17 protein-coding genes are annotated in these 19,108 nt (G+C 59.4%); 8 read left to right on the top strand and 9 right to left on the bottom strand.

Translation table 11 applies throughout. The annotated features are described in order from the left end of the window. Positions 1 to 34 precede the first annotated feature (34 nt). Entirely contained in the window at positions 35 to 952 is a 918-nt protein-coding gene (locus EXN68_RS03710; protein WP_142839665.1) for a PhzF family phenazine biosynthesis protein, read from the bottom strand. A gap of 308 nt (positions 953 to 1,260) precedes the next feature. Between EXN68_RS03710 and EXN68_RS03705 the strand changes: the two genes are divergently transcribed. Further along, the gene (locus EXN68_RS03705; RefSeq protein WP_142839663.1) at positions 1,261 to 2,034 is read left to right on the top strand and encodes an NAD kinase; all 774 of its coding nucleotides are present in this window, start codon (positions 1,261 to 1,263) and stop codon (positions 2,032 to 2,034) included. A gap of 21 nt (positions 2,035 to 2,055) precedes the next feature. Continuing rightward, positions 2,056 to 2,556 carry a hypothetical protein gene (locus EXN68_RS03700; protein WP_142839661.1) on the top strand — a complete coding sequence of 167 codons (501 nt, stop codon included), beginning with the start codon at positions 2,056 to 2,058 and terminating at the stop codon, positions 2,554 to 2,556. On the opposite strand, the gene EXN68_RS03695 is transcribed toward EXN68_RS03700, so the two are convergent. From EXN68_RS03695 to EXN68_RS03680, 4 genes are all read right to left on the bottom strand, one after another. Beyond that, positions 2,548 to 3,030 (bottom strand): cysteine hydrolase family protein, encoded by a 483-nt coding sequence (locus EXN68_RS03695; RefSeq protein ID WP_142839659.1) that lies wholly within the window; start codon positions 3,028 to 3,030, stop codon positions 2,548 to 2,550. The genes EXN68_RS03700 and EXN68_RS03695 overlap by 9 nt on opposite strands. Positions 3,031 to 3,102: 72 nt before the next feature. Continuing rightward, positions 3,103 to 4,234 (bottom strand): peptide chain release factor 2 gene (gene prfB, locus EXN68_RS03690; protein ID WP_142839658.1). Its coding sequence is split into 2 segments (ribosomal slippage): positions 3,103 to 4,164 and positions 4,166 to 4,234, totalling 1,131 coding nucleotides; the frame shifts between segments, so codons are not numbered across the junction. Positions 4,235 to 4,332: 98 nt separating this feature from the next. Beyond that, positions 4,333 to 6,780 (bottom strand): penicillin-binding protein 1A, encoded by a 2,448-nt coding sequence (locus EXN68_RS03685; RefSeq protein WP_142839657.1) that lies wholly within the window; start codon positions 6,778 to 6,780, stop codon positions 4,333 to 4,335. 327 nt (positions 6,781 to 7,107) lie between these two features. Further along, positions 7,108 to 8,379 carry an N-acetylmuramoyl-L-alanine amidase gene (locus EXN68_RS03680; protein ID WP_142839656.1) on the bottom strand — a complete coding sequence of 424 codons (1,272 nt, stop codon included), beginning with the start codon at positions 8,377 to 8,379 and terminating at the stop codon, positions 7,108 to 7,110. Positions 8,380 to 9,024: 645 nt separating this feature from the next. On the opposite strand from EXN68_RS03680, the gene EXN68_RS03670 reads away from it, so the two are divergent. Further along, positions 9,025 to 11,955, top strand: coding sequence for an Rne/Rng family ribonuclease (locus tag EXN68_RS03670; protein WP_142839655.1), 2,931 nt, complete (start codon positions 9,025 to 9,027; stop codon positions 11,953 to 11,955). 195 nt (positions 11,956 to 12,150) lie between these two features. Here EXN68_RS03670 and EXN68_RS03665 read toward each other — a convergent pair whose 3' ends face one another. The 3 genes from EXN68_RS03665 to EXN68_RS03655 form a co-directional block, all read right to left on the bottom strand. Beyond that, positions 12,151 to 12,855, bottom strand: a complete 705-nt coding sequence (locus EXN68_RS03665) for an SDR family oxidoreductase (protein WP_142839654.1) — start codon at positions 12,853 to 12,855, stop codon at positions 12,151 to 12,153. Between the two features lie 145 nt (positions 12,856 to 13,000). Continuing rightward, on the bottom strand, positions 13,001 to 13,366 hold the full coding sequence (locus EXN68_RS03660; protein WP_142839653.1) for an antibiotic biosynthesis monooxygenase family protein: 366 nt from the start codon (positions 13,364 to 13,366) through the stop codon (positions 13,001 to 13,003). Beyond that, positions 13,363 to 13,689, bottom strand: coding sequence for an NIPSNAP family protein (locus EXN68_RS03655; RefSeq protein WP_142839652.1), 327 nt, complete (start codon positions 13,687 to 13,689; stop codon positions 13,363 to 13,365). The genes EXN68_RS03660 and EXN68_RS03655 overlap by 4 nt, the downstream gene beginning before the upstream one ends. 74 nt (positions 13,690 to 13,763) lie before the next feature. On the opposite strand from EXN68_RS03655, the gene EXN68_RS03650 reads away from it, so the two are divergent. Continuing rightward, the gene (locus tag EXN68_RS03650; RefSeq protein WP_142839650.1) at positions 13,764 to 14,447 is read left to right on the top strand and encodes an ArsR/SmtB family transcription factor; all 684 of its coding nucleotides are present in this window, start codon (positions 13,764 to 13,766) and stop codon (positions 14,445 to 14,447) included. A 25-nt stretch (positions 14,448 to 14,472) separates the two neighbouring features. Here the strand turns inward: EXN68_RS03650 and EXN68_RS03645 are convergent, their stop codons facing one another. Further along, entirely contained in the window at positions 14,473 to 15,630 is a 1,158-nt protein-coding gene (locus tag EXN68_RS03645; protein ID WP_193559502.1) for a pyridoxal phosphate-dependent aminotransferase, read from the bottom strand. A 173-nt stretch (positions 15,631 to 15,803) separates the two neighbouring features. Between EXN68_RS03645 and EXN68_RS03640 the strand changes: the two genes are divergently transcribed. The 4 genes from EXN68_RS03640 (at position 15,804) to accC (ending at position 19,104) form a co-directional block, all read left to right on the top strand. Beyond that, on the top strand, positions 15,804 to 16,571 hold the full coding sequence (locus tag EXN68_RS03640; RefSeq protein WP_142839648.1) for a DsbA family protein: 768 nt from the start codon (positions 15,804 to 15,806) through the stop codon (positions 16,569 to 16,571). Between the two features lie 225 nt (positions 16,572 to 16,796). Next, the gene (gene aroQ / locus EXN68_RS03635; protein WP_020012378.1) at positions 16,797 to 17,234 is read left to right on the top strand and encodes a type II 3-dehydroquinate dehydratase; all 438 of its coding nucleotides are present in this window, start codon (positions 16,797 to 16,799) and stop codon (positions 17,232 to 17,234) included. Between the two features lie 25 nt (positions 17,235 to 17,259). Further along, positions 17,260 to 17,745: an acetyl-CoA carboxylase biotin carboxyl carrier protein gene (gene accB, locus EXN68_RS03630; RefSeq protein WP_142839647.1), complete on the top strand. Its 486-nt coding sequence runs from the start codon at positions 17,260 to 17,262 to the stop codon at positions 17,743 to 17,745. Positions 17,746 to 17,757: 12 nt separating this feature from the next. After that, the gene (gene accC / locus EXN68_RS03625; protein WP_080834223.1) at positions 17,758 to 19,104 is read left to right on the top strand and encodes an acetyl-CoA carboxylase biotin carboxylase subunit; all 1,347 of its coding nucleotides are present in this window, start codon (positions 17,758 to 17,760) and stop codon (positions 19,102 to 19,104) included. The last annotated feature ends 4 nt before the right edge of the window (positions 19,105 to 19,108 follow it).

Here is a 19,108-nt window from a genome sequence, read left to right as displayed (position 1 = left end):
TCTTCAACGACGTGAATTTACCGGCTCACTGACATCAAATCTCGAACACACCCGATGCAACACGCACCGCGTGGCCGCCGATGCGGGCGCGGGCGATTTCACCGTCCTTGATGTCCATGCGCAGGTGGATGTGGGACGGCCGTTCCATTTCCACGCCCTGCTCGATGAGGAGCGGATAATGTCCGTCGGTCAGGCCATCGAAATGGTGAATGGCGCCGGAAAGGGCAGCAGCCGCTGAACCGGTGGCCGGATCTTCCGAAATGCCCATATCCGGAGAGAACATGCGGGCATGAAACTTCGCCGCGTGGTTTACGCCGCCGCGACAGTAGATATAGGCCGCCGTCAGCAGCCCTTCGACGAGCGGTGCGGTGCGCAGCCAAAGATTGGCGTCGAAATCCATGTCACGCACGGCGGCGATATTGTGGAGGGGCACGAGCAGAAACGGCACACCGGCCGTCCAGATCGACGGCACGTGATTTTCAAAACCCAGATGGCCTTCGCTGACGCCCAGCGCATCGGCAAGTGCCGCATGATCGAGCGGCAGCTCGACACGGGATGATTTGCGCGGCAGATCGAATTCGGCGAAGCTGACGGCGCCGGCGCGCATCTTTACCGCACAACGGACAGGGCCCACCTTCTCTTCAAGCACACAGACCATATCGACATCATCATCGCCATCCTTGCGATTGCGCTCGGCGATGGCGACAGCGGCACCGACGGTCGGGTGTCCCGCAAAAGGCAATTCACCTGATGGCGTGAAGATACGCAGCGAAGCCGCATGTGCCGGGTTGCCAGAGCGATTGACGAAGACCGTCTCGGAAAGGTTCATTTCCCTGGCGATTGCCTGCATCGTCGCCTGATCGAGGTCGTCGGCGTCATACATGACCGCCAGAGGGTTTCCCGCCATTCTGGTTTCGGTAAAGACATCATAGATATTGTAGTTCAGCACCAAATCCGTCTCCTGCCATTCATCTCACGGCCTGCTTTGCAGCAAACTGCATCAGGCCGCCCTGCATCGCAACCCTTGTCGGAGAGTGGAAATCAAGAAGCTGTGGAACGGTGCGGCGCAATGGCGCGGTGGGGGAACGCCTCGCTGCCCGAAAGGCCTTGTCGCCAACCGTCGTCTTCATGTACCAAGGATGCGTCTTGTGGCTTGTGATCGACCGTTTTGATCGACGTTTGAAGATTGCGAGCCGCTTCAACAGGTTACAGCACCGTTAGCAAGCCTTCTCAGGTCTGCGCCGTTGTCGAGGGAAGCGGATGTCGCATTCTAACTGTTCACTGTCCTTCGTCGCCTCCGCAACCGAGGAGGCGCAGACGGCGATGGAGGCGCTGAAGGGCGTTTACGGCAACACGCCGTTTGAAGAGGCGGAAGTCATCGTCGCGCTCGGCGGCGACGGCTTCATGCTGCAAATCCTCAACGAAACGATGAATTCCGGCAAGCGTGTCTACGGCATGAACCGGGGATCGGTCGGCTTCCTGATGAATGATTATCGGGTGGAGGGTCTGCTTGAGCGTATCGCGGTTGCAACCGGCAATGATTTTCATCCGCTGCGCATGACAACGACGGATTCGGATGGCGATGAGTTCACCGCCCTTGCCATGAACGAGGTCAGCCTGTTCCGCCAATCCCATCAGGCCGCCAAGCTGCGTGTCGAGGTGGATGGCAAGGTGCGGCTGGAAGAGCTGATCTGTGATGGCATGATGGTGGCGACGCCCGCAGGGTCCACTGCCTACAACTTTTCCGCCCATGGGCCGATCCTGCCGCTGGAATCACCGCTTCTGGCGCTCACCCCCGTCAGCGCGTTTCGTCCGCGGCGCTGGCGCGGCGCGCTTTTGCCGAATAAGGTGACGGTCGACATTCATGTTCTGGAACGGGATAAACGCCCGGTGAATGCGGTGGCTGACCATACGGAGGTGAAATCCGTTCGTCACGTTCGGATCGCACAATCGCAGGACAGGACCGCGAGGATTCTCTCGGATCCGGACCGTTCGTGGTCCGACCGGGTTCTTGCCGAACAGTTCAACAATTGACGCTAACCATTCATAACGGCCATGAAACTTAGACAATCGATCCTCGCTGCCCTCATTCTCGCCAACGCCGTGTTGCCCGCACGGGCGCAGACAGACCCGATCGATACGCTGCCTGTTTCCGCGATCTTCGTTGTCAGCAGCGGCATGTGGGAAGACAGAAACCTCGAGCCGCGGGAGGGCGCTGACGGCCAGTTGCGGCCACCACCGGCATCGCCCACGCGTGGCTATTACAAGGTGATTGCAATCCGGCAGGGCGACGGGACGGCCAAGATTTACCTGCAGCGCATCGCCTTTACGGCGGAGGGACCAAATCTCCTCGAAAATGTCGAGCTGGAGGAGTTCAACCAGATGAAATCCTATGTCACGGATGTTCGCCCCGAAAGCTCGAACGGCGCATCGGATTCGCCCGGCCTGTTCGTCACCGTCTATCTGAAAACAGACCCGATGGCCAAGGAAGCTGAAAGCTGGACGATCCTGATCGACGAGCTTGGCGAGATGAAGATAGAAAAAGCCTCAAACTGACGGCTGGATATCAAGCTCATGCGGCCCGGCCAGAACCGCGCCGAAATGGTGCTTCCATAATCTTGCGCCCAGTTCACCGCTACGGTCCAGGCTGGAGCCGACCGTCAGCCACGGCAACAGCGTTGGGTGCAATCCCGCATCGAACAGGGCAAAACCAGCCGCCAGTACGCAGGTATCAGCCTGAATGCCGCAGACCAGCACCCTGTCGGGTTTGAGAGACCGTAGGTGGTCTATCGCCGCCTTTGGGGGCGCATAACCGTGCTTGATGAATATTCGGTCCGCGGCGACAAGCGACTCATCATCCCTGCCCGGCTTCCAGCCGAGCTGCCGCTCGAAAGGCGTGACGCTTTCATCATGGCGCTCGACGGTGGCCATGCTGGGCATCGTAGTTGCGAGTGCCGATATCTCCACCACCAGCGCAGCCGGTGGATTGAAGCTCGGCTGGACGTCGACGATGTAGAGCACCTGTTTCACGCAATATTCTCCAACGAAAAACCCCTCGCAGGACCTGCGAGGGGCAATTTCTCGATCGACGCATCTGGCGTCTTAGTCGATATCCGACACTTCCACGTCCGCGCCACCGCTGATGCGATGCGCGAGAGCAGCTTCCATGAATTCGTTCAGATCACCGTCCAGCACGTTGCCGGGCGCGGTGCTTTCAACGCCCGTGCGCAGATCCTTGACCAGCTGGTAAGGCTGCAGAACATAGGAACGGATCTGGTGACCCCAGCCGATATCGGTCTTGGAAGCAGCCTGTGCGTTGGCCGCATCTTCCCGCTTTTGCAGTTCCACTTCATAGAGGCGGGCGCGCAGCATGTCCCACGCCTTGGCGCGGTTCTTGTGCTGCGACCGTTCCTGCTGGCAGGCAACCGCAATACCGGTCGGGATGTGCGTGATGCGCACGGCCGAATCCGTCGTGTTGACGTGCTGGCCGCCAGCACCGGACGAACGATAGGTATCGATGCGGCAATCGCTTTCGTTGATGTCGATCTGGATCGAATCGTCGACGACCGGATAGACCCAGACGGAAGAGAACGATGTGTGGCGACGCGCATTGCTGTCATAGGGTGAAATACGAACGAGGCGGTGCACGCCCGATTCCGTCTTCAGCCAGCCAAAAGCATTGTGGCCCTTGACGAGGATCGTCGCGGACTTGATGCCGGCCTCTTCGCCATCGTGAACTTCCAGCACCTCGACCTTGAAGCCTTCGCGGTCCGCCCAGCGGGTATACATGCGCAACAGCATGTTCGCCCAATCCTGGCTTTCCGTGCCGCCGGCGCCGGAATGCACTTCGAGATAGGTGTCATTGCCGTCAGCTTCGCCGGACAGCATGGCTTCCACCTGACGGCGGTTCGCCTCGCTCTTCAGCGCCTTCAGCGAGTCTTCGGCGTCCTTGACGATCTCGTCGTCGCCTTCCATCTCGCCGAGTTCGATCAGCTCGATATTGTCCTTCAGCTGCTGCTCCAGCGCCTTGACGCCGCTGATGCTGTCATCCAGCTGCTGGCGCTCACGCATCAGCTTCTGGGCCTCGGAGGCATCGTTCCAGAGGGTCGGGTCCTCTGCCTTGTTATTTAACCAGTCCAGTCGTCTTATCGCCTGGTCCCAGTCAAAGATGCCTCCTCAGCAGGCTTATGGCCTGCTTGATTTCGTCGACTACGTTCACGATTTCATTGCGCATTTCGCTGGTTCTTCGCCTTCATTGAAACTTGTTGCTCAAATAAATGCGGGGGGCGCGGATGTAAAGACCCGCGCCCCCCGATGATCCCGGAACTGGTGTCAATAAAGACCGCCGCCACCGCCGGTGATGGCCTGCTGCGCCTGCGGCGAGGTCTTCAGAATATCTTCCTGAGACATGTAGTTTTCCGCGCCGATCACCGAGAAGCTGTCGGCCGGGCCGGTGCCCGGCTTGAAGGCTTCCATGATCGTGTCCGGCTCACCCTCAACCGCCGCCATGCCTGTCTTGCGGTTGACGGCGACAAAGTTCATGCCGGCAGGCACGATGAACTTGCTCGGCTCCAGATGCTTGGCCGCATCGGCGATGAATTCACCGAAGATCGGCGCCGACAGCGAACCGCCCGTGCCGCCGCGACCGAGCGGTGCGGGTGAATCGAAGCCGATGTAGAGGCCGGCAACCATGTCCGGCGTATAACCGACGAACCAGGCGTCCTTTTCATCATTGGTGGTGCCCGTCTTGCCGGCAACCGGCAGATTGACCTTGATCTTGCCTGCTGCCGTGCCGCGCTGCACGACACCTTCCAGCATGGACGTCGTCTGGTAAGCGGTCATCGGGTCAAGAACCTGCTCGCGATTGTCGACGATGACAGGCTCATCCTGGTTCTGCCAGCTGGTGGCATTGCAGCCTTCGCAGGCACGCTCTTCATGACGGAAGATCGTCTTGCCGTAACGGTCCTGAATACGGTCGATCAGCGTCGGCTTGATCTGCTTGCCGCCATTGGCAATGACCGAATAGGCCGAGACCATACGCATGACGGTGGTTTCACCCGAACCGAGCGACATGGCCAGAAGCGGCGGCATCTTGTCATAGATGCCGAAACGTTCGGCATATTCCGCCACCAGGTTCATGCCCATGTCCTGCGCCAGGCGCACGGTCATGAGGTTACGGGATTTTTCGATGCCGAGACGCAGGGTGGACGGACCGGCGGAACCCCCGCCGTAATTCTGCGGCTTCCAGACCTGACCGCCGGACACCACCTCGATCGGCGCGTCGAGAATGACCGATGCCGGGGTATAACCATTGTCGAGGGCTGCCGCGTAGATGAACGGCTTGAAGGAGGAACCCGGCTGGCGCATGGCCTGCGTGGAACGGTTGAATTCCGACTGCGCGTAGGAAAAACCACCCACCATGGCCAGAACACGGCCGGTATGCGGATCCATCACCACCATGCCGCCCTGCACTTTCGGCGGCTGACGCAGGCGATATTCATTGCCGGAATTGGCAAGCGGCTGCGCATAAATCACATCGCCTGCCGCAACGACACCTACCGGCGACTTGGCAGTTGCCTTTTTGCCGGTCGCATCACGATAGGCCCAGCGCATGTTTTCAGCGGAGATATGGCCGCGCGTGCGCTTGTCGCCATCTTCGGTTTCCGTGTCCGGCTGCACGCCGATATCGACGCCATCGGCCGCAACGGCGAGGACCACGGCGACCTTCCATTCGGGAACGTCGCGCAGGCCCTTGACCTTGGCGAGCGCCGCCGTCCAGTCACCGGTCGTTTCGATCTTTTCGACGGGTCCGCGGAAACCGCGACGCTCGTCATATTGCACCAGACCATCCTGAAGCGCCTTGCGCGCCTCCGCCTGGATCTGCGGATCGAAAGAGGTGCGGACCGACAGACCGCCTTCGAGAAGCGCTTCCTCACCGTATTTCTCAACGATCTGGCGGCGGACTTCTTCGGCGAAATAGTCGGATGCGAAGATATGCGCGCCGCCGCGGCGCAGATTGACGCCAAGCGGTTGCTTTTTGGCATCCGTGGCATCTGCAACGGTAATGTAGCCGTTTTCGGCCATGCGGTCGATTACCCAGTCGCGGCGCTCGAGAGCTGCCTTTTCGCGGCGGATCGGATGGTAGTTGGCCGGGCCCTTCGGCAGCGATGCGAGATAGGCGGTCTCGGCAATCGTCAGTTCCGTCACCGATTTATTGAAATAGGTGAGCGCCGCGCCGGCAATGCCGTAGGAATTCAGGCCGAAGAAAATCTCGTTGAGATAAAGCTCGAGAATCTTGTCCTTGGAATAGGTCTGCTCGATGCGGAAGGAGAGAATGGCTTCCTTGAGCTTGCGGTCGATGGTCTGGTCGTTGGTCAGCAGGAAGTTTTTCGCCACCTGCTGGGTGATGGTGGAAGCGCCGACCGGACGACGGCCCGAGCCTAAGTTCTGTATATTGACAAGAATGGCGCGGCCAAGACCGAAGATATCAACGCCCGGATGGTTGTAGAAATTCTTGTCTTCCGCCGAAAGGAAGGCCGCCTTCACCCGGTCGGGGATGGCCTGGATCGGCAGGAACAGGCGTTTTTCATGGGCATATTCCGCCATCAACGCACCGTTGCCGGCGTGCACGCGGGTCGTTACCGGCGGCTCATAGGTACTCAGAACTGCGTAATCCGGCAGGTCCTTCGTCACGCCGTGCAAATAAATCGCACCGACGACGGCGGCGCACAGGAAGAGCACGCTGGCCAAGCCGAAAAAATATCCAATCAGTCTGATCATACCAAGCTACCGATAATTCGAATCGTAACCATCAACGCCCGACGATTTACGGGCGCATCCTTGCATATCGCGTGCCGTTTTGCACACCATACCTTCGATGACAAGCCGGATACGGCAGCATTCGCTGATATGTTACCGGGTCAACCGCCGCATATCGCGTTTCTGTCGCTGTGCGGATCGCCACCGAATCCGCATCCGAGTAACGCGGGGAATGTGAGTAAAATAGGGCTTCGGGCAGTTAATAATCCGCAAGGCTCAAGAATTGAACAGCTTTTTGGCTGCAATCGGCACGGCGGCAACAGTGCTTTTACGACGCCGCCCGGTGTTTCAGCCGCCGTTTGCCATGGCCTTGGCGCGGTATCGCCCCACTGCCGTCGCCAGCCTGTCGGAGACCTTGTTGCGCCATTCGGCATCGAGGAGCAGCTTTTCATCTTCCGGATTGGAGAGGAAACCCAGTTCCAGCAGCACCGATGGCACATCATGGGCGCGCAGCACCATGAAACCGGCGTAACGATGCGGATTGTTGATGAGGCCGACCTGCCCCTCGAAGGAGGACACGATGTTTTCCGCCAGCGTCACGGAAAAGGCCTGGGTTTCACGACGGGTGAAATCAAGCAGGATATCGGCGACTTCCGGCGGCTCGGTGGAGACAGCCACACCGGCGATCTGATCGGACTTGTTTTCACGCTCCGCCAGCTCCTGCGCCATGCGGTCAGACGCGCGGTCCGACAATGTATAGACGGTAGCGCCACGGATGCCCTTCTGCTTCAGGGTGTCGGCGTGGACGGAAATGAACAGATTGGCATTGTTCTGCCGGGCGATCGTCACGCGCTCAGACAGGGCAAGAAACGTATCGGAATCACGGGTCAGGAACGCCTTGATGCCCGGTTCCCGGTTCAGCCGTTCAACCAGCTCCCTGGCAAAGGTCAATGTAATGACCTTCTCTTCCGTACCGGTCGCCCCGCCTGTCGCACCGGCATCGATGCCACCATGACCGGCATCGACCGCGATAACGAACTCCGCCTGCCGCACCGTCTTGTCACCGGGTGTGATCGCCGCGGTGGTAACCGGTGCCGGCGTCTGCCATTGTTGGGTCTTCACCAGTTCGGCGAATTTGGCCTTGGTGGTGATTTCCGTATCCAGCACGAAACGGAAAGCTGCGCCGTCCTCGCCCTTTTTCGTTTCGGCCACCGCCACCTGCACCGGTTTTTTCGCGGTCAGCACGATACGGGCGCTGTTCTGGCCCATGCTGCCAAAGCGGATATCTGAAAAAAGGCCTGTCGGTTTGAGGTCGGATACCGGAAAGGCGAAATTCACCGCCGGAAAATCAACGACGATGCGGGCCGGCGAATCGAGATAGTGAACATCGAATTCCGGCTCTTCCGCGAAATCGAGAACGATGCGGGTGCGCGCCTCGTCGCCGATGATGCGCGCCTGATTGGCGACAAGCGGTTCAAGCGCAAAGGCCTGCGGGACGCCACAGAGGACTGTGACGACCGAAAGGAAGACCGGAACGACGAAGGCACGCGCAAGCCGCGCGATTCGCACGCCAAGCGGCCCTGCCCCACCTGATATCTCTGCGCTGCGCGTGAAATTCATGGTCTTCAAGAAATTCCGTATTTCAGTCATTTTCGATAAATGGAGCGGAAAAGCACCGGGAACGGCACCGTTTCGACCACGCCGGACGTTTGTTTGCGCGTTTGCGCCCCACAATCGCAGGCCTTGGTGAACCAATTGTTAACCCGGAAATTCCACCAACAATATGGCATATTTAGCCACCCTATTGCTATTATGACAGAGAAAACATACAACAAGGATGAGGGTTAAAAGTGTTGACGGGATAGATGCCCGCCGGCTGCCAATCGAAAAAGACGCTGGCGCTGCAAAACGGGCAATCATCTGCCGTCGTTACATTTATCCTGAAACTGGATCAATTCCGGCCGTGGCCGGAGACCTACCCGGTGGCCCTACCACCGCTGCTCTGAGGAGAGCAAATTCATCGGACCCCAAGGGGTCTATATATTATTGTCGTTCCGCCTGGCCAATGATGTCGCAGCAGTTTTCACATGAACCGGATACCAGGAGCAGGCCATGTGCCTCGCCGTCGGTCCGGATGCTGCCAGTTTACAGACGCCCGGCAGGAGACTTCATTTCCGGCACATCCTTGCACTCATATGAAAGGCCCGTCCGTATGGCGGGCCTGTTCTCGTATAAAACAAGGCTGCGCCGAGGAGCACAGCTTACATGGCAGACAAAATGCTTATCGACGCCTCCCACGAAGAGGAGACACGCGTAGTCGTTGTCCGTGGGAACCGGATCGAAGAATTCGATTTCGAATCGGAGCACAAGAAACAGATCCGCGGCAATATCTACCTTGCCAAGGTGACGAGGGTTGAACCCTCGCTTCAGGCGGCCTTCGTCGATTACGGTGGAAATCGCCACGGCTTTCTCGCCTTTGCGGAAATCCATCCGGATTATTACCAGATCCCGCTTGCCGACCGTCAGGCTCTGCTGAGGGCCGAAGCTGAAGATCATCGCCGCAGCGACGACTTCGAATCGGCAGATGCGCCCGAGCCCGGTGCGCCGGCAATCGATCTTTCGCAGGTTGATCAGCCCGATGTCGGCATCGTCTCGGCAAGCGAAACCGTTGAAGTCGTGGTGACGGAAGAGGCTGCGCCAGCGACTGCAGCCGAAGAAGTCTCCGAAGAGACTGCGGTTGCAGCCGTCGAGACCGTTGCGGAAGAAGCGCCGGCCGAGGAAGAAAAGCCGAAGAAGCGCGTTCGCCGCCCCCGCGCCAAGAAGAAGACAGAAGAAGAACTCGCAGCCGAAGCCGCTGAAGCCGCTTCCGACGAAGACGGCAGCACCGGCGGCGAGATGGCCGCGATGGTCGATACCGATACGATTTCCGAAGAAGTCGAAGGCCTTCGCCGTGGCAATGACGATGATGACGACGACGATGACGACGATCATCACGAAAAGGAAGTGATCGAATCCGTCGGCGCCGAAGACGCGATGGAGGAAGTTCCCGACCGTGTTGCCCGCAAACCGCGCAAGCAGTATCGCATCCAGGAAGTCATCAAGCGCCGCCAGATCCTTCTGGTGCAGGTGGCCAAGGAAGAACGTGGCAACAAGGGTGCCGCACTCACCACCTACCTGTCGCTTGCCGGCCGTTATTCCGTGCTGATGCCGAATACGGCGCGTGGCGGTGGCATTTCCCGCAAGATTACCCAGCCGACCGACCGCAAGCGCCTGAAGGAAATCGCGCGCGATCTGGAGGTTCCGCAGGGCATGGGCGTCATTCTGCGTACCGCAGGCGCCAACCGCACCCGCGTCGAAATCAAGCGCGACTTCGAATATCTGATGCGCCTGTGGGAAAACGTCCGCACGCTGACGCTGAATTCCACCGCCCCCTGCCTCGTTTACGAGGAAGGCTCGCTGATCAAGCGCTCGATCCGCGATCTCTATAACAAGGATATCGGCGAGATCATCGTTTCCGGCGAAGAAGGCTATCGTGAAGCGAAAGACTTCATGAAAATGCTGATGCCGAGCCATGCCAAGGTGGTTCAGCCTTACCGCGACATTCACCCGATCTTCTCGCGCTCCGGCATCGAAGCCCAGCTCGACCGGATGCTGCAGCCGCAGGTGACACTGAAATCCGGCGGTTACCTCATCATCAACCAGACGGAAGCGCTGGTTTCGATCGACGTCAACTCCGGCCGTTCGACGCGCGAGCATTCCATCGAGGAAACCGCGCTGACGACCAACCTCGAGGCGGCGGAAGAAGTGGCGCGCCAGCTGCGCCTGCGCGACCTTGCCGGTCTTGTCGTCATCGACTTCATCGACATGGAAGAAAAGCGCAACAACCGCGCTGTCGAAAAGAAGCTCAAGGATTGCCTGAAGAACGATCGCGCCCGCATCCAGGTCGGCCGCATCTCGCATTTCGGCCTTCTGGAAATGTCGCGCCAGCGCATCCGCGCTTCGGTGCTGGAATCGACCACCCAGGTCTGCCAGCATTGCGGCGGCACGGGCCATGTACGTTCGGAATCCTCCATCGCGCTGCATGTTCTGCGCGGCGTCGAGGAATATCTGCTGCGCAACACCACCCATAACATCACGGTGCGCTGCACGCCGGAAACGGCACTTTACCTGCTCAACCACAAGCGTGGCACGATCGTCGATTATGAAGGCCGCTTCGGCGTGTCGATCATCATTGCCGCCGATTCCAGCGTCGGTGCGCAGCATTTTGCCATCGATCGCGGCGAAGCCGTCGAAAATCCGGTGAAGATCGAAAGCCTCATCCAGATGCTTCCGAACTTCGTCGAAGAGGAAGACGATATCGTCATCGAGGCGGAAGAGGACGAGGAAGAGGAAGAAATCGTCAAGGCGCAGGCTGGCGAGCCGCGTCAGCAGCAGCAGGGCGAAAACGGTGAAGATGGCAAGCGCAAGCGCAAGCGTCGTCGCCGCCGTCGTGGCAAGGGCGGACAGAACGACCAGAACGGCGCTCTTGACGCACAGGCCGGCGATGACGCCGATGATGCTGAAGGTGACGACGACAGCGCCGAAGCCGATGACACCGATGGTGATGCCGACGAAAACGGCGTGAACGAAGCCGCAAACTCCGACGAAGACGGCAAGCGCAAGCGCCGTCGTCGCGGCAAGCGTGGCGGCCGCCGCAACCGTGACGAGGCTCTCGATGCTGCAGGCACGGAAGCCGGCGACGAAGGCGAGACGGAAGGCGAAGAGGTTTCCGCCGCAGCGCCCGTAACCGAAGAGCCCACCGCCGCCGACGTGGTGGAAGGCGTGGTTGCCGACGTTGTGGCTGAAGAAGCGCCGAAGAAGCCGCGCCGCACCCGCAAGGCGAAAGCCAAGACCGAGGCTGAAGACGCACCGAAGGCTGAAACCGTTGAAACGGTCGAGCCGGTGGTCATCGAGCCGGCAGTCGTTGAAGCGACCGTCGTCGATGTCGCCATCGAAGAAATCGGTGAAGCTTCGGCTGATCTGGCGCCTGAAGCAGACGCACCCGCGACGGAAGAAAAGACCCGCGCGAACCGGGGCAGCAATGTCTCCAGTTCGGAGCCGGTGGTGACCTCTTCCGGTTCGTCCGCGAACAATCCCGACGGCGATGAGCCGAAGCCACGCAAGGGCGGCTGGTGGCAGCGCAAGGGCTTCTTCTGATAGAAGCGACTGAAACGAAAAGCCCGCAACCATGTTGCGGGCTTTTTGCTTTTGACGAACGCTGCTCTCGCGTCATCCCCGCCCTTGAGGCGAGGACGATGAATGCGAAGAGAAGCTGCGCATCTGCCGCAATGCAAGCGCCATATAAGGCTATCTTTGCCCTAGGCTAAGGCACCGCTTGTTATGCCTGAACCGTCAGACAGACCGCGTCAGCCCACCATCGACACGAATGTTCTGGCCGGTGATGTACCCTGCCCCTTCGGATGCGAGGAACGCCACGGTGGCGGCGATTTCCTCGCTTTTCCCGTAACGCTGCATCGGCACGCTCTCCCGGCGTTCTTCCGTACCCGGCAGGCTGTCGATCCAGCCGGGCAGGACGTTGTTCATGCGCACATTGTCGGCTGCATAGGTATCGGAAAAAATCTTGCTGTAGGAGGCAAGGCCGGCGCGGAAGACGGCCGATGTCGGGAACATGCTGCTCGGCTCGAAGGCCCAGGCGGTGGAGATGTTGACGATCGCGCCCGCTTTCTGCTTGACCATGACCGGGGCAATGATCCGTGTCGGGCGGATGACATTCATCAGATAGACGTCGAGACCCGTGTGCCATTGCTCGTCGGTAATATCGAGGATGGAGGCGCGCGGGCCATGTCCGGCGCTATTGACCAGCACATCGATACGGCCGAATTTTTCGAGCGTCAGATCCGTGAGGCGCTGGAGATCGTCATTGGACTGGTTGGAGCCGGTGATACCGATGCCGCCCAGTTCCTGCGCCAGTGCTTCCCCCTTGCCCGAAGACGACAGGATCGCGAGCTTGTAGCCGTCCGCAGCCAGCCGTTTCGCCACGGCGGCACCCATGCCGCTACCACCCGCCGTTACAACAGCCACTTTTTCTGCCGACATCGTTTTCTCCATTTCCAATCCGGTGAACCGCCGCGTGGCGATCCTTCTCCATCCTTGAACCGCCTCATCTATAGCGGGTTTCGGAGACAAGTTCGAACCAGAAAGCCTTGGGCCGGCATGAAGAAAAACTGATGCTGGCGGCGTCTCAGCGCGGCACTTCCCCATCCGCGGAATGAGCGTATCTACTGTCCGACGGAGCCTCCTCCCTCTCCCGCAAACCGTAGTCCCGCATCACGCACGCGATACGAAGGCGGTAATTGGCAAAGACGCCCGAGCGTCCCATGGCCTGCGCTGCGCGATGCGGCGCGGTGTTGCGCCATGCCTTCACCGCCTCCTCATCCCGGAAAAACGACAGAGAAAGCATCTTGTCGGGATTGCTGATGCTCTGAAACCGCTCGACGGATATGAAGCCGTCAATGGTTTCCAGTTCAGAGCGCAGGCTGGCAGCGATATCGAGATAATGCTGTTTTTCGCCCTCGGCCGGAGAGACCTCGAAGATGACGGCGATCATCGCTCACCTCCGGCATGGGGAGCGGAGGCAAGCCGCAGGAAAAGCCTGTCTTCCCGGCGGATGAATTGCTCGCGGCGGGCGAATTCATAATTCTCGCGCCCTGCCGGATCGGTGGCAAGCCGCGCCCTGTAGGCCTCGTAGGCTGCGAGGTTTTCGATATTATAGACACCGTAAGCGATCGTGCTCGATCCCTCCTTCGGTGCGTAATAACCGATGAGATCGGCCCCGCAGCGCGGTATCGCCTCTCCCCAGTTGCGGGCATATCGGTCGAAGGCATCGACCTTGAAAGGGTCGATCTCATAGCGGATGAAACAGGTCAACATCGTCTTTCTCCTCGTCTTCTGCTTCTCCTGTTTAAACCATTGCCTCGCATCAATGCTTCGGCTATCATCGAACTATGAAAGACGGACCCTTGATCGCCAATGTCGCCGCGCTGATCGGCGACCCTGCCCGCGCCAACATCTTGACGGCGCTGATGGATGGACGTGCGCTGACGGCAAGCGAGCTTGCCGAAGCCGCCGGCGTGACCCTGCAGACCGCCAGCGGGCACTTGTCAAAACTCTCCGATGCCCAGCTGCTGAAAGCGGAGAAACAGGGGCGCCATCGTTATTTCCGTCTTTCCGACGAAGATGTAGCGCAGGTTCTGGAAGCGTTGATGGGACTTGCCCAGCGTACCGGCGCGGTGCGCGTTCGCACCGGACCGAAGGACAAGGAGCTGCGCGAAGCGCGCATCTGTTATGATCATCTGGCCGGGGAAAGCGGCGTGGCGCTGCTTGCGGCCATCACCGCGAACGGGCTCGTGACGCAGGGTGACGATCCCACACTGACGGATAGTGGGCGCGACTTTTTCTCCAGCTTCGGTATTGATCTTTCGCCGCTCGAAAAAGCCCGCCGCCCGGTCTGCCTGCATTGCCTGGACTGGAGCGAGCGCCGTCATCACCTCGGCGGCGGGCTTGGCGCATCGCTGCTCGATGCCATGCAGCAGCGCGACTGGTTGCGGCGCGGAAATGGCCGCGTGCTGACCTTCACGACAAAGGGTGAAAAGGCGTTCAACAGCACCTTCGGCTGCACGCCCGCCTGATAACCTCTCGGCGGGCGATCGGTTCTTATTTCAGCCAACCGGCGATACGGCCCACGGCCTCGGCAATATCAGAGACCGAACCCGCATAGGAAATGCGCAGTGCGCGATGGCCTTCCTCGGGGTCGAAATCCATGCCCGGTGTCGCCGCCACATCGATTTCCGCCAGCATGCGCCTGGCAAAATCCATGCTGTCATTGGAAAAGCGGCTGGTATCGACATAGGCGTAAAAAGCCCCATCCATGGGCGAGGCGAGCGGCAGGCCGATTTCCGGCAGGCGCGCCATCAGGAAATCGCGATTGGTGCGATAGCTTTCCCTGTAGACATCCAGTTCCTCCGCCGCCGAGAAGGCTGCGGTCGCCGCAAGCTGCGACAGTTCCGGCGGTGAAATATAAAGGCTCTGGGCAAGGCACTCGACCGGGCGGACAAGATTTTCCGGCAGGACCATCCAGCCGATGCGCCAGCCGGTCATGCAGTAATATTTCGAGAAGGAATTGATGATCACGGCAGTATCGGTGATTTCAAGCGCACTCGTTTCTTCACCGACAAAGGTAAGGCCGTGGTAGATTTCGTCGGAGATGAAGGCCATGTCGCGGCTTTCGCAATAGTTCGCCAGCCGCTTCAGCGCCTCGCGGCCGGTGACGGTGCCGGTCGGATTGGCCGGGCTTGCCAGAAGCACGCCTTTCAGCTTGCAGCCGGCTTTGGCCTCCGCCCGCTCCAGACTGGCGGGCGTCAGCGTATAGCCGGTTTCGGCCGTAACCGGCACTTCGACCACATTCAGGCCAAGTGCCTTCAAAATATTGCGATAGGCCGGATAGCCAGGCCTTGCGATCGCGACATGATCACCGGCATCGAAGAGGCTGAGGAAGGCAAGATTGAAGGCCGCGGAAGACCCTGTCGTTACGGCAATGCGCGCCGGATCGATGGCCACCTGATGGCGCAGCCGGTAATGGCCGGCAATCGCTTCCCGCAACTCACGCAGGCCCAGCGCGTCGGTATAACCGATGCGCCCGTGCTTCAGCGCCTCCTGCGCCGCTTCCAGCGAGGCCTTCGGTGCTGGATGGGAGGGCTGCCCGACAGCCATGGAAATGACGGGGCGTCCCGCTTGCCTGCGCCGGTTCGCTTCCGCCAGGATATCCATGGCGTGAAAGGGTTCGACTGCGCTTCGCTTCGACATCGTAATCAAGGGCATGCTCTTTCCTGAACCGTATTTCGCAGACTTGCCGCAGAATCACAATCTTCACAATCATGCGACCATAATGCGGACAACTATTTTTGCCGTATGGCATTTGGCTTAAAGTAAGGTAATTGCCATCATGATATTCATGAAGCACTGACCGCACAGTAATGAGGACCGATATGGCGCATCTTCTCCGTTCAACCCTACTCGCCAGCGTGACGGCCCTTTCGACGGTTTTCGCGTCTCTGCCCGCCCATGCCCTGGATGCCGAGCAGAAGAAGGAAATGGGCGAATTCATCAAGCAATATCTGATCGAGAACCCCGAGATCATGCTTGAGGTTCAGGACGCGCTGGAACGCAAGCAATATGCGGCCCGTAACGCCAAGGCGGCGGAAGCCGTTGCCGACAACAAGAAGACCATCTTCGAATCGAAGTACGATCTGGCGCTCGGCAACCCGGATGGCGATGTGACGCTGGTCGAGTTCTTCGACTATAATTGCGGTTACTGCAAACGCGCCATGGGCGATATGGACGCGATTTTGAAGGGCGACAAGAAGGTGCGCGTCGTCCTCAAGGAATTTCCGATCCTCGGGCCGGAATCGGTCGCCGCCCATCGCGTTTCCAATGCCGTGAAGCTGCTCGCTCCGGCCAAATACGCGGAATTCCAGCGTACCCTGCTTGGTGGTCGCGGGCGGGCGAATGAGGACAGCGCCATGGAAGTGGCCACCTCGCTCGGCCTCAAGGAGGCAGACATCCGCAAGTCGATGGCGGAAAACCCCAATGACGCGCAGGTGCAGGAAACCTACAAGCTGGCCAACAGCCTCGGCATCACCGGTACGCCGTCCTATATCGTCGGCGATGAGGCGGTTTTCGGTGCTGTCGGTGCGGACCCGCTGAAGGAAAAAATCGCCAATATGCGCAGCTGTGGAAAAGCCACCTGCTCGTGATTTTTGGAGCGGCGGGGATAAATCGGAACCGGTCCTGCCGCTCAAAATTTTTGTTCGAGCATCGGATTGTCTGAAAACCGCAAGACACTTTTCGGTCGGATGCTTAAAAAAGCCCCTGCATTCCCTGTGAGATGCCGGGCAAGCCGGCGCTTTCCGGCTTGCGGGGGCTTTTCCTTGGCGGCTGCGCAGTCTATAGCTGTCGCTGATTTTCTTATGGAAACTTGAATGAGCAATATCATCATCGTCATCAACGGCCCCAATCTCAACATGCTGGGAAAAAGGGAACCGGGTATCTATGGTGGCAAGACGCTGAAAGACATCGAGAATGATTGTCTTCAAGCTGGTGCCGATCTCGGTTTCGCAGTGGAATTCCGCCAGTCCAACCACGAAGGCGTGCTTGTGGACTGGTTGCATGAGGCGGGTGAGCGGGCGGCAGGCGTCGTCATCAATCCCGGCGCTTACAGCCACACCTCAATCGCGTTGCATGACGCCATTCGTGCGATTTCCACGCCTGTCGTGGAAGTGCATATTTCCAACATCCACGCCCGCGAAGAGTTCCGTCACAAATCGATGGTATCACCTGCAGCGAAGGGCATGGTCTGCGGTTTTGGACCATACGGATATATCATGGCGCTTCACGCGCTGAAAAACATCACGGCATAAAAAGAAACAAAGAATAGGGTTTGTCATGTCTGAAAAGAAACAGGGTATCGACAAGGAACTGATCCGCGAACTCGCGAATATCCTCAACGACACCGACCTTTCGGAAATTGAAGTGGAGCAGGACGACCTGCGCATCCGCGTTTCCCGCGCTGCGCCGCCCGCCCCGGTTTACGCGGCGCCCGCCCCCTACGCAGTGCCGGCAGCAGCGCCTGCTGCGGTACCGACAATCGTTGCGCCGGCAGCACCTGCGGCTGCCGCAGCACCGGCCCGCAACCCGGCCAACACCGTTTCCTCGCCGATGGTCGGCACGGTTTACCTGTCGCCTGCTCCGGGCGCTCGTCCCTTCATCGAAGTGGGCGCGACCGTCAAGGAAGGCCAGACCATCCTCATCGTCGAAGCCATGAAGACCATGAACCAGATCCCGGCACCCAAGTCCGGCAAGGTCGTGGAAATCGTCGTCAACGACGCACAGCCCGTGGAGTATGGCGAAGCCCTCGTGGTCATCGAATAAAGGCGGTTCAGCATGGTTTCGAAGATCCTCATAGCCAACCGTGGCGAGATCGCGCTGCGCGTCCTGCGCGCCGCAAAAGAGCTTGGTATTCCGACTGTCGCCGTGCACTCCACGGCCGACGCGGATGCGATGCATGTGCGCCTTGCCGACGAAAGCGTGTGCATCGGCCCGCCGCCCTCGCGTGACAGCTACCTCAACATCCATCAGATCGTTGCGGCCTGCGAAATCACCGGTGCGGACGCCGTTCACCCCGGTTACGGCTTCCTGTCGGAAAATGCCAAGTTCGCCGATATTCTCGACGCGCACGGCATCACCTTCATCGGGCCGACCGCCGAACATATCCGCATCATGGGCGACAAGATCACCGCCAAGCAGACGGCGCAGGAACTCGGCATTCCCGTCGTTCCCGGCTCCGACGGTGAAGTGAAGCCCGAAAACGCGATGGAAATCGCCCGGACGATCGGCTTCCCGGTCCTCATCAAGGCGACGGCAGGCGGTGGCGGCCGCGGCATGAAAGTGGCGAAGACCGAAGCCGATCTGGAAGAGGCAGTAGCGACTGCCCGTTCCGAAGCGGCAGCAGCCTTCGGCAACGACGCCGTTTACATGGAAAAATACCTCGGCAAGCCGCGCCATATCGAGGTGCAGGTTTTCGGCGATGGTGAAGGCAATGCCGTTCACCTTGGCGAACGCGATTGCTCGTTGCAGCGCCGTCACCAGAAGGTGCTGGAAGAAGCCAATTCGCCGGCACTGACAGTCGAACAGCGCATGAAGATCGGCGAAATTTGCGCCGACGCCATGCGCAAACTGAAATATCGCGGCGCTGGCACCATCGAGTTCCTCTATGAAAACGGCGAGTTCTATTTCATCGAAATGAACACCCGTCTGCAGGTGGAGCATCCGGTAACGGAAGCCATCACCGGCATGGATCTCGTGCAGGAACAGATCAGGGTCGCTTCAGGTCAGGGCCTGTCGGTCACGCAGGCGGATATCGAATTCCATGGCCACGCCATCGAATGCCGTATCAATGCCGAAGACCCGCGCACCTTCGTTCCCTCCCCGGGCACGCTGACCTATTTCCATACGCCGGGCGGCCTTGGTGTACGCGTTGATTCGGGCGCCTATCAGGGCTACAAGATCCCGCCCTATTACGACAGCATGATCGGCAAGCTGATCGTTCACGGTCGCGACCGTGACGAGTGCATCCGCCGCCTGCGTCGGGCGCTGGACGAATTCGTCGTTGATGGCATCAAGACCACGCTGCCGCTTTTCCAGGATCTTCTCCAGAATGAGGATATTCTGAACGGCGATTACGATATTCACTGGCTGGAAAAATATCTGGCCGGTGACGCGTCTCACTAAGACG

The organism is Martinezella rhizogenes, assembly GCF_007002745.1.
In the GTDB taxonomy this organism is placed as follows: Bacteria; Pseudomonadota; Alphaproteobacteria; order Rhizobiales; family Rhizobiaceae; genus Agrobacterium; species Agrobacterium cucumeris.
The sequence above is the reverse complement of the archived record's forward strand: the minus strand, read 5'-3'. Positions and strand labels throughout refer to the sequence as shown.